We start from the raw sequence: 11940 nt of genomic DNA on the forward strand, positions 1-11940 counted from the left end.
GCTATGGCTCAAACTTTGATATTCTCTCATTTTCGATTCTCCTATCTTTTGGTCGAGATAAGAGCATCGTTGCGACCGCCTTATAGGTCAAACCTTTGAGAGTCCCCCGGCATAGCCGGGGGTTTACCAATATTAATTAGCTTTGCAGGATGGGTCAACGGCGTTCCTCGCAAGGCTTACGCAATCCCTCAACGCCGCATTAAAAATTCAAATTGGAAATTTTCGCCCGCTTTTGCGAAGCAACAGAGAAAGGAGAAATTTTGGCCATACTGATTGACAGTGCGTCCCTGCACAAAAACTCTTTGTAACAAAGAGCTGTTTAGGAATGTAAACTACAAATTGTGATAACCCGTTTCCTCATGCATCACGATATCAAGGCCTTGCTCTTCTTCATCGTTAGTCACGCGGAGACCTATTGTCAATTCAAGCACTTTTAAGATGAGATAACTGAATAAGGCACTCCAACCTATAGTGACTAAAACAGCCAATGCCTGAACCTTGACTTGGTCAAAAATGGACACACCTTCCGCCAGGCCCAGCCCACCCATACTAGTGGCGGCAAACACACCGGTCAGCAAAGAACCGACAATCCCCCCTACACCATGCACTGGAAACACATCTAGCGAGTCGTCAATTTTTAATTTACGTTTGACGATCTGTGTAGCGCAAAAACAGACCACTCCGGCTGTAATTCCGATGACCAAGGCGCCTGCAGGACCAACAAATCCAGAGGCGGGCGTTATAGTTCCGAGTCCCGCAACCATACCGGTAACTATTCCCAACACACTGGGCTTGCCAAATCTCACCCATTCAATGAACATCCAGGTCACTGAACCTGCCGCCGCACCTATATGGGTAACGATAATAGCCATGCCAGCCGAGCCATCAGCCCTGAGTCCGCTGCCGCCGTTAAATCCAAACCACCCTACCCACAACATACCTGCACCGGTAACGACCATGGTCATGTTATGAGGCGGCATCGCTGTGGTCGGAAAACCTTTTCGATTACCAATGACCAATGCCGCGACCAGTGATGCAATACCCGCATTGACATGAATGACAATTCCGCCTGCGAAATCCATAACACCCAAATCGGCCAGCCAACCGCCACCCCAAATCCAGTGACAAATTGGCATGTAGACGATAACCAACCATAAACTGCTAAACCAGAGCATCGCGGAGAATTTCATTCTTTCTGCATAAGCACCCACAATTAGCGCTGGAGTAATAATGCCGAAGGTCATCTGAAACATAAAAAATACTGTTTCAGGAATATCCCCTACCATCGACGATATTACCAATTGCGGCATAAAGAATTTAGTGGTACCGCCGATTATTTCCTGCCATTCACCACCATCTGAAAATATAAGACTGTAAACACCCGCTAACCAGAGTAAGGAAACAACACAGGTGATCGCAAAACATTGCATCAGAACGGAAAGCGCATTTTTGCTTCTAACCAATCCAGCGTAAAAGAGCGATAACCCGGGTAATGTCATAAACAACACGAAAGCGGTAGAGGTTAAAACCCAAGCGGTATTGCTCTGGTTTAATTCATCCGCACTAACCAATCCGGGCAAAGCCCATAAAAGAAAAATTAAATAATTATTATTATAGGATTTCATAGCTTCCTCTAAGCACGGCTACGAGTTTTTCGAACCAAAAACAAATCCGGCTTTAAATGATTGTGAGCCTATTCGATGTAACCTCCTCATCAAATATGCTGATTAAGGCAATTGACTGAAATGAAATAACTAACGCAAATAAGGCCGTATTTTTGTTCATATTCAGGGTTCGAAAACAGGCCGTTGCCGCCTAGGCAAAATGATGATGGACAAAAGGACAGATCCCTAAGGCAAGTTATCTAATCACACGCCTAAATAGCATCGCTTCCGGTTTCTCCGGTTCTGATCCTGATGACTTGTTCCAAAGCGGATACGAAAATTTTGCCATCACCAATTTTTCCGGTGTTGGCTGATTTAACAATGGCTTCTATCGCTTGATCTACCACTTCATCAGTTACCGCGATTTCCAGTTTAACTTTGGGAAGAAAATCGACCACGTACTCGGCGCCGCGATATAACTCGGTGTGGCCTTTCTGACGGCCAAAGCCTTTAACTTCAGTTGCCGTAACACCGGCAACACCTATTTCGGAAAGCGCTTCTCTAACGTCATCTAACTTAAAAGGTTTGATAATTGCTGTAATTAATTTCATTTTTATTCTCTAAACAATTGAAAAAGTTTGTCTATCCCCGAAGGATTTAAAAAACAAAACAGACTCGACTATCTGTCCTAAACCGAGTGTATCCCGTCTCGTTGTAAAGTATGTAACAGATTCGTATTGAATTTCCGGAAACGATGGATCGTCAATACCTTTATTTTTAAGGCCAAAAGCTGTAAACGCATCATAAAGAATAAAAGGGCAACATACAATTTGCGATAAAAGGACATGGATTTTATTCCTTACAAGTTATCCCGGCATTAATTAACGCCATCCATTCAAGAGCGTAAAATCAAGACCATTACAAAACGAAAAAACTTATCATTCCATCAATAGCTGATTATAAAAAACGGGCGCCGAATGCGCCCGCCCTCTTATTCTTCTGCTATGATCTTACTTACTGCCTTCGGAAGTGAACTCAGGATAAGCCTCCATACCACACTCGGAGAAATCCACACCTTGGTATTCATCTTCAGAAGAAACTCTGATGCCCATAGTTGATTTCAGCAGGAACCACATAGCTAAACTGGCAGTGAATACAAAACCAAAGATAGTAACAATACCGATTAACTGAGCCGAGAGTGTTGAATCAGCATTAGAGAAACATACCGCAATCAACCCCCAAATCCCTGTCACACCATGAACGGATATGGCACCGACCGGATCATCAACTCTGAGCTTATCAATAGTCACGATGGAAAATACGACAATAACACCGGCAACTAAACCGATACCTGTAGACAAGAGGGTGCTGGGACTTGCGGGATCAGCAGTAATCGCAACCAATCCTGCCAATGCGCCGTTTAAAATCATGGACAAATCAGCCTTGCCAAACATCAGATGCGCGGTAATTAAAGCCGCCACTACACCGGCAGCCGCTGCGGCATTAGTGTTAACAAAAACTTTGGCTACCGTATTGGCTTCCGAGACATTGGATATAATCAGTTCCGAACCGCCGTTAAAACCAAACCAGCCCATCCACAAAATCAACGTACCCAAGGTCGCTAAAGGCATGTTACAACCTGGAATCGGATAAATAACTCCGTTTTCACCGTATTTCCCTTTTCTAGGTCCCAGTAAAAGAACACCGGCTAATGCGGCACTGGCACCGCATAAATGCACAACACCGGAGCCTGCAAAATCATAAAATCCCAAGGTATCCAGAAAACCACCACCCCATTTCCAGTAGCCTTGTATCGGGTAAATAAAGCCGGTCATAACCACAGAAAATGCCAGGAAGGCCCACAGTTTCATCCGTTCGCAAACTGCACCGGAGACTATGGACATGGCCGTCGCGACAAAGACTACCTGAAAGAAAAAGTCAGCCATCTTAGAATAGACAACATTGTTGTCGTCGTCTGTATCAGTATTAACCGAAATGACTTCGGCAGCATCATTATCAACGTTACTTAATATAAATTCGATACCCGGCCAGACGCTGTTGACAGCCTCACCGGGATACATCAGGTTATATCCGCACAACATATACATGATGCAGGCTATTGCATACAAAACCACGTTTTTGGTGAGAATTTCTGTTGTATTTTTCGCCCTGACTAATCCAGCCTCAAGCATGGCAAACCCTGCCGCCATCCACATTACAAAGGCACCGCTTATCAGCAAATAGAAGGTATCTAATGCGTAACTCAGTTCTGTTAATTTATCCACCACGTTTCTCCTGTCTCAGACTAAAGGGCTTCTTCGCCAGTTTCTCCGGTTCGAATCCGGACCACTTGCTCGAGGTTGCTCACAAAAATTTTTCCATCCCCAATTTTTCCTGTGTTTGCAGCTTTCGTAATAGCCTCAACCGCTGCATCGACTTTATCATCGCTGATTGCAACTTCCACTTTTGCTTTGGGCAGAAAATCGACTACGTATTCCGCACCACGGTATAACTCTGTATGACCTTTCTGACGACCGAATCCTTTTACCTCGGTTACCGTCACGCCTGACACCCCCATTTCAGATAATGCCTCACGGACATCATCCAACTTGAAGGGCTTAACAACTGCTGTAATCAGTTTCATATGTGTGCCTCGTGTTAAGTTGACAAAAACTCAATTTTCCATTTGCATGGATTGTGCCAACCAAATGCAAAGGCTCTTTTCTTTGCTTAAAAATTAATCAATCTCATAAAGTCCAGATCATACGTTCATTTGTGGTGCGAACATGCGAAAATTACGCATTAAAATGGTGCGCTTTAAAAATCACCATTTGATAACGCACCATTTAAATCCTTTCCTAACAACTATTTAAATTTTTGGCACATGAAATGCTTCAATTACTGGCGATGGAAAGCCCTAAAAAGCATGCTCCATAAAGTTAATTTTTGATCACACCAACTCACATCTATTACGTTTTTAAACAAGAAGAAAACTAATAAGATGGGATTAAAAAACATAGCGTTCTATGAATTTACTTTTGGGTGCTTCCCGGCACAAATACAGGATAGATTTTTTATATGCAGCATGCGCTTGACTGATCAAGACAATGACGATGGATCTAAGAGAATGGCAGGCTGATCGCAGCTTTGATGTAAACAGCTTATCGCCACATAATTTAGTCGTCGCAAAGCATTCAGCGGCAAGGCTTTTTTAGCCATTAACGTAGAAAAATGATATTGTTATGCCCTGTAAGCTCTAACCAATTACTCAACAACTAACCCAGGAGACAATCTACATGTCTGTAGCTAACGTTCTTAAAATGATTCAGGAAAATGAAGTTAAATTCGTGGATTTTCGTTTTTGCGATACCCGAGGCAAAGAGCAGCACGTAACTTTTCCAGCCAAAGATATCGATGAAGATCTTTTCGAAGAAGGCAAAATGTTTGATGGCTCCTCGGTTGCGGGCTGGAAAGGGATTAACGAATCCGACATGATCCTGATGCCGGACCCATCCAGTGCCGTAATGGACCCATTCTTTGATGATTCAACACTTATTTTACGTTGTGACATTATCGAACCTAATAACATGCAAGGCTATGAGCGCGATCCTCGCTCTATCGCCAAACGCGCTGAAGCCTACCTGAAATCGACAGGTATTGCTGATACCGCTTTTTTTGGACCTGAAAACGAATTTTTCGTATTTGACGATGTACGCTGGTCAGCCGACATCTCCGGCGCGTCGTTCAAGATTGATTCTTCAGAGGCCGGCTGGAACTCGGAAAAAGCTTACGAAGACGGCAATATGGGCCATCGTCCAGGCGTTAAAGGAGGTTATTTCCCTGTTCCTCCGGTTGACTCCATGCAGGATATGCGTTCTGCAATGTGTTTGACTCTGGAAGAAATGGGCCAAGCTGTTGAAGTACATCACCATGAGGTAGCGACTGCCGGCCAATGCGAAATTGGCGTCAGATTCAACACCCTGGTCAAAAAAGCGGATGAAGTGCTGGAATTGAAATACGTGATTGCCAACATTGCTCACGCTTATGGTAAAACCGCAACATTCATGCCTAAACCTATCGTTGGTGATAACGGAAGCGGTATGCACGTGCATCAATCTTTGGCTAAAGACGGCGTGAACTTGTTCAGTGGCGACCTGTATGGCGGCTTGTCTGAAACGGCACTGTACTATATCGGCGGGATCATCAAGCATGCAAAAGCCCTGAATGCCTTGACCAACGCGTCTACCAACAGCTACAAACGTCTCGTTCCCGGATTTGAAGCACCGGTTATGCTGGCTTATTCTGCTCGTAACCGTTCAGCATCAATCCGCATTCCATTCATTTCAAATCCAAAAGGACGCCGTATAGAAGTTCGCTTCCCTGACTCGACTGCAAATCCTTACCTGGCTTTTGCTGGTATGTTAATGGCCGGCTTGGACGGTATTCAAAATAAAATTCATCCTGGCGATGCAATGGATAAAGATTTGTATGATCTGCCTCCTGAAGAAGAAAAAGCGATTCCACAAGTGTGCCACTCTTTTGATCAAGCGTTAGATGCATTGGACAAAGACCGTGAATTCCTGACACGCGGAGGTGTATTTACCGACGATGCAATCGATGGCTACATTGCATTAAAAATGGAAGATGTCACTCGTCTGCGCATGAGTACTCATCCTGTAGAGTTTGATATGTACTATAGCTTGTAATTAATCTCTGCATCTGCAGTTATACTCACGCAGGAAAATGCGAAACGCCCCATAATGGGGCGTTTTTTATTGTGCCGCATCAAACTTGGGCAATAACTAAAAATTATTAATTTTAAAGCCCTATATTCAGGTAACATTTCGGTTCACGAATGCACCGTTTTATTCAGTCCATAATATTTAAGCCCTATCTTGTCCGTTCTTTTTTAATATTAAGCAATTGTTTTTTATCTATTTATTATAAATTAATCAGATAATCCAACCGCTTTTGAAAAAGGTGCCGACTCGCCTCTTTTTGGTTAGAAAGATTTCGAGCTTAATTTTTTTAATCGCCAAGTCAGTAATCAAGCCTGTGCAATTCTAACTGGCCTGCAAATTGCTTTTAATTATTGAACAACTATCAGCCCATACCGATAAACATTGTGTACAAACGAATTCTTGAACATTTGAATGAAGCCGTCTTGTTATTTAACCGGGAACTTGTCCTGATCTATATCAATACGGCCGGCGAAATCATGTTCGCCGATAGTGCGCGACATTTATTGGGCAGCCATGCAGACGACTTGCTTAAGTATGCCGATGAAGATCAGCAACTGAATCTTCGCATGTGTCTTAACATGGATGAGCCTTTAGTGGATCGAGAGTTGACGCTGGATTTTCAGAATCAACACGTAACCGTCAACTTTAGTGCAACCCCTTTGCTCGTTGATGATCAAGTCAACGAGATAATTGTTGAATTACAACAGCTGGACCGGCACCTAAGAATCTCTAAGGAAGAACAAATAATGGCGCAGCAGACTACGGCAAGATTACTGGTCAGAGGGCTTGCACATGAAATTAAAAACCCCCTGGGAGGGTTAAGGGGGGCTGCTCAATTGCTGGATCTTGAACTGGAAGATCCTGAATTGAAAGAATACACTCACATCATCATTGCTGAATCAGACCGGTTGCAAAGTTTAATGGACCGTATGCTGGGCCCCAATAAACTACCGATTAAAACTCAATTGAATATACATGAAGTGCTGGAGCGAGTTCGTCAGCTCCTGCTCGCAGAATCCAACGGCAAAATCAACATTCAGCATGATTATGACCCCAGTATTCCGGATATACATGCCGATAAAAACCAGCTCATTCAAGCCATTTTGAATATCGCAAGAAATGCCATACAAGCGATGGATAATGCAGGCACATTAATCATCAAGAGCCGCGTTTGCCGGCAAATGACGATAGGGCGCAAGCGTAATAGACTCACCGCAAGAATCGATATTATTGATGATGGCCCCGGCATCAATAAGGAGATGATGAGTAAAATATTTTACCCCATGATTACGGGTAGACCGGATGGGACCGGTCTTGGACTATCCATCGCTCAATCGCTGATAAACCAGCACGACGGTTTGATTGAGTGTGAAAGCCAGCCCGGACACACCGTTTTTTCAATTTATCTGCCACTGGAGAGTCACAATGGATAATTCAGGCACAGTCTGGATTGTAGATGACGATAAATCCATACGCTGGGTTTTGGAGAAGGCTTTACAAAAAGCGTCGATAACCACCCGGACATTTTCTAACGGACTGCCTCTGTTGGAAGCACTTAAAACCGATATACCCAATGCTTTGATTACTGACATCCGCATGCCGGGAATCGATGGTTTACAATTACTAAAAAAAGTTCAGGAATCGCACCCAGAGCTACCCGTGATTGTCATGACCGCTCATTCGGATTTGGAAAGTGCTGTCTCTGCATTTCATAGCGGCGCATTTGAATACCTGCCAAAACCTTTCGACATCAAAGAGATTGTCGAGGTTGCCCAACGCGCATGCGCCCATGCCAGACAGCATGCGACTGCCAAAGAACAACTGCCTAGCGAAGCCACCCCGGAAATCATTGGGGCAGCACCTGCCATGCAGGAAGTTTTCAGAGCTATAGGCAGGCTGGCACGCTCTCACATCACAGTAATGATAAACGGCGAATCCGGCACCGGCAAAGAATTGGTGGCCAAAGCATTACACAGACACAGCCCCAGGGCGGTCAATCCTTTTATCGCTTTAAATATGGCGGCCATTCCTAAAGATTTGATGGAATCGGAACTTTTTGGTCACGAAAAAGGAGCATTTACCGGCGCTCAATCCCGCCGCTCCGGGCGTTTTGAACAAGCCAATAATGGCACTCTTTTTCTTGATGAAATAGGCGATATGCCCGCCGAACTCCAAACGCGCTTGCTCAGGGTACTGGCAGACGGCCAGTTTTACCCGGTCGGAGCTCATTCTTCAATAAAAGTGGATGTACGAATCATCGCCGCAACGCATCAAAATCTTGAAGCGCTGGTCGCTCAGGGGCGATTCCGTGAAGATTTATTTCACCGCTTAAATGTCATCCGCATCCATATTCCGCCACTTAGAGAGCGGCGTGAAGATATTCCTTTGCTGATGCAGCATTTTCTAAGTCAAGCGGCAACTGAACTGAATACCGAATTAAAACTGTTAAAACCGGAAACAGAACAGTTTCTTAAGACACTGGACTGGCCGGGAAATGTCAGACAATTGGAAAATCTGTGCCGATGGTTGACTGTCATGGCTTCCGGGCGAGAGATTCATAAAAACGAATTGCCGCCTGAGCTTTTAAATACCCGCGATGAAACAAAAGCGCATGAAGATAACTGGCAGATGTTGCTGAGTAAAAGCATAGAACTTCAGCTACAACGAGGTGAAAGTGATATTGCCAAACATACTATTCCCACGATAGAAACCATTCTGATTAAAGCGGCACTCAATCACTCGGGAGGCAGACGGCATGAAGCAGCCAAGATGTTAGGTTACGGACGGAATACGTTAACCCGGAAAATTAAAGAGCTCGATATAGATAATTAGGCAACTGAATTTACCGGTTGAAACTCCAGCTATCCATTTTCATAAGCAAAGCCGGTAGCAGTAATAAATCCATGATCAGTGCAACCGCAATGGTCAGTGCCGACATTAATCCCATAGTAGAATTCATTGTGAAATGAGATAAATTCAGCACTAAAAAACCACACACTAAAACCGCCGTAGTCACCCACATTGCACGACCTACGGACGACATCGCATAGCGGACGGCATCTTCAGAACTATGGCCTAACTCAATTCGGGATCTGCGGTACTTACTCATAAAATGGACGGTATCATCCACCACAATCCCCAGTGTCATCGCCATGACGATGGATAAACTCAAGCCGATCATGCCGTCTATCAGTGCCCATAACCCGAATGCGATAGCCGCTGGAGCCATATTCGGAATCAGACTGATTAAGCCCAGTTTAAACGATCGAAATGCCCATATAAGCATCATCGATATCAGAACAAAGGCCAACATACTGCCGGAAATCATTTGGCCTATGTTGGTTTTACCAACGTGGGCAAACATCAGAATAGGGCTGGCCATCGACATGCTTACCTCAGGCATATTTAAAAGCTGCCACGCTTTAATTTTTCTTTCCAGCTCTAACATTTCGATAGAGCTGAGATTAGCCAGCGTGACAATGGTGCGAACGGACGACTTGGAAATATTGACCTGATCATTCAAATCCAATCCATATGGCAATGACATTTCGTACAGTAGTAAATACTGGGCAGCAAGATTACGTTCTTGTGGCAACTTGTAATAAGCCGAATCATCACCGTGCATATTCATATTGAGACGCTTGTAAATTTCTGAAAGCGTATTCACATGTTTTACTTCAGGTAGTTGACGCAGCCAGACCGACATTCGCTCAAGTTTTTGTAAGAAAACCGGATCATTGATCCCCCCTTCCGAACCGGCATGAATTGCTATTTCCAGAGTATATAAACCACCCATATGCTCTGCCAAAAAATCGGTCCCCTGCCTAAAGTCCATCGCCTCGTCAAAATACTTGATGAACTCATCGTTGAATTGATTGATAGGGGTCAAACCGAGCATCAACAGCGTAAACACACCTAGATAAAGGATCACTTTATCTTTATAGCGTATGACAAACTCAGCTAATTGAGGCATAAACTGAGGCATGGCTCTGTTTTTCTTGGGCACTTTAATCGGGAGCATACACATGATGGCCGGAAAAAAAACAAGCACCAAAATCCAGGAAATGAATACGCCCAAACTGACGATATTGCCTAAATCCCGGAAGGGGGGCGAGTCACTAAAATTCATACTGAGAAATCCAACGGCTGTGGTCAGACTCGTCAAAAATATCGGTTCAAAGTTAATTCTCATGCTTTCACGCATGGCAGCGCGCCTTGCTTCGCCCTTTTCCATAAAGTGTAACTGCGAAACTGCAATATGCACACAATCGGCGACAGCAACGGTCAAAATAACGGTAGGGGCAGCAATAGAGGTAGACGTCAGCTCCCAACCCAGCCATCCGGCTATGCCCAAAGTTGAAAGTAATGTTAAAAGAACCAATAAAACAGTGGCAATAATGACACTCCAGTTCCTGACACAAATATACAGAACGAAGATCAGGATGATATACATCAATGGCACCAATATTTTGCCATCATGTATCACTGATTCAATAAACGCATCATTCATCACAACCATGCCGCTCAGATAAATCTTCAGATCAGAATTTCCAGCCTCCAAAACGCGTGCCATATCCCTGGCTTGATTCACTAACTCTATGGTTTGAGCCGCATTTTCTTTAGGCAACTGAAAAGTCACATTCACTCCGGTCACATCGCCTTGCCTGGAAATCAGCCGATTGACAAGAAGAGAATCGTTAAGCGCCACTTTTTTGATATCAGCAATCTGATCAGCTGAAAGTTGATCAGCATTGGCTATCAAATTAGCTACATTCATCTGATCTTGATTTGCAGTAGTTCTTTGATAGTTGGCTAATGAATCGACACGTATCGAATAAGGAATGCGCCATGCCGCTTCAGTCAACTCTTTGATGGCTTTAAGCGAATCCGCGGTAAACAAGTTACCGGAGCGGGAAGAAACGATAAACAGAACATTATCCGTTTTGCTGAAAGTGGATTGTATTTCATTAAAAGCCAACAATTCAGGACTATCTGAATTAAAGTAAACGCGGTAATCGCTGTCAAATTGCAAACAAGTCAAGCCGATACCGGCGATTCCGGTTATAAGCAGAACGGTAAGCAAGACATATTTTGGATAAGACGTAATTAATAAACCCAAGCGTACACCAATTATATTTTTTCCATTTATCATAGGTGTGTCTAAGAATAATGTCCTGATTATGAGAATAGCCCTGCATATTCGAGGCAAAAAAGGCCTACAAATAAAGCCTTTTTGATCTGCAGCAGATTTGGATTTAATAACCGGTTTTGCAAAACTCATAACTGATTTACTGATCAGATATTGATTAATAAGCTTAGCAGTTTTTACGCATTTCTTTTTATATTGATACCAAAAAGACTACATTATGTAATCTTATTCTTACAAACAATAGCGCAAACCTTCGTGCTCATTACTTTTCTTATATGAGTCTTAACAACTTGAAGTATAAATACCAGCAATTCTCATTTTAAAACCCTACCCGGAGTCAGGAATTGTGCCGTTGAGTCCTTTCAGCATAAACCGCATCAAATGATCCCAGTCATCGAATGGAAGATACTGCATTAAAGCGCGAAGATGTTCAAAAAAAGTCCGC

Annotated in this window: 8 protein-coding genes; 3 read left to right on the forward strand and 5 right to left on the reverse strand. The window is 43.7% G+C overall.

Annotation, left to right across the window (positions count from 1 at the left end; all coding sequences use genetic code 11):
* Positions 1–332: 332 nt before the first annotated feature.
* The 4 genes from Q7V32_RS15560 to glnK all read right to left on the reverse strand — a co-directional run bounded on the left by Q7V32_RS15560 (position 333) and on the right by glnK (position 4248).
* The gene (locus tag Q7V32_RS15560; RefSeq protein ID WP_304897894.1) at positions 333–1625 is read right to left on the reverse strand and encodes an ammonium transporter; all 1293 of its coding nucleotides are present in this window, start codon (positions 1623–1625) and stop codon (positions 333–335) included.
* Positions 1626–1876: 251 nt separating this feature from the next.
* Positions 1877–2215, reverse strand: coding sequence for a P-II family nitrogen regulator (locus tag Q7V32_RS15565; protein WP_159658810.1), 339 nt, complete (start codon positions 2213–2215; stop codon positions 1877–1879).
* A gap of 399 nt (positions 2216–2614) precedes the next feature.
* Positions 2615–3889 carry an ammonium transporter gene (locus tag Q7V32_RS15570; RefSeq protein WP_304897895.1) on the reverse strand — a complete coding sequence of 425 codons (1275 nt, stop codon included), beginning with the start codon at positions 3887–3889 and terminating at the stop codon, positions 2615–2617.
* 20 nt (positions 3890–3909) lie between these two features.
* Positions 3910–4248 carry a P-II family nitrogen regulator gene (glnK, locus tag Q7V32_RS15575; RefSeq protein WP_304897896.1) on the reverse strand — a complete coding sequence of 113 codons (339 nt, stop codon included), beginning with the start codon at positions 4246–4248 and terminating at the stop codon, positions 3910–3912.
* Between the two features lie 652 nt (positions 4249–4900).
* On the opposite strand from glnK, the gene glnA reads away from it, so the two are divergent.
* The 3 genes from glnA to ntrC all read left to right on the forward strand — a co-directional run bounded on the left by glnA (position 4901) and on the right by ntrC (position 9178).
* Complete coding sequence (gene glnA, locus Q7V32_RS15580) at positions 4901–6310, forward strand: glutamate--ammonia ligase (protein ID WP_304897897.1); 1410 nt, start codon at positions 4901–4903, stop codon at positions 6308–6310.
* A gap of 419 nt (positions 6311–6729) precedes the next feature.
* Positions 6730–7779, forward strand: coding sequence for a nitrogen regulation protein NR(II) (gene glnL, locus Q7V32_RS15585; RefSeq protein WP_304897898.1), 1050 nt, complete (start codon positions 6730–6732; stop codon positions 7777–7779).
* Positions 7772–9178 carry a nitrogen regulation protein NR(I) gene (gene ntrC / locus Q7V32_RS15590; RefSeq protein ID WP_304897899.1) on the forward strand — a complete coding sequence of 469 codons (1407 nt, stop codon included), beginning with the start codon at positions 7772–7774 and terminating at the stop codon, positions 9176–9178. The genes glnL and ntrC overlap by 8 nt, the downstream gene beginning before the upstream one ends.
* Positions 9179–9188: 10 nt before the next feature.
* Here ntrC and Q7V32_RS15595 read toward each other — a convergent pair whose 3' ends face one another.
* Complete coding sequence (locus tag Q7V32_RS15595) at positions 9189–11498, reverse strand: RND family transporter (RefSeq protein ID WP_304897900.1); 2310 nt, start codon at positions 11496–11498, stop codon at positions 9189–9191.
* Positions 11499–11940: the final 442 nt, after the last annotated feature.

Source organism: Methylicorpusculum sp. (genome assembly GCF_030651835.1).
GTDB lineage: Bacteria > Pseudomonadota > Gammaproteobacteria > Methylococcales > Methylomonadaceae > Methylicorpusculum.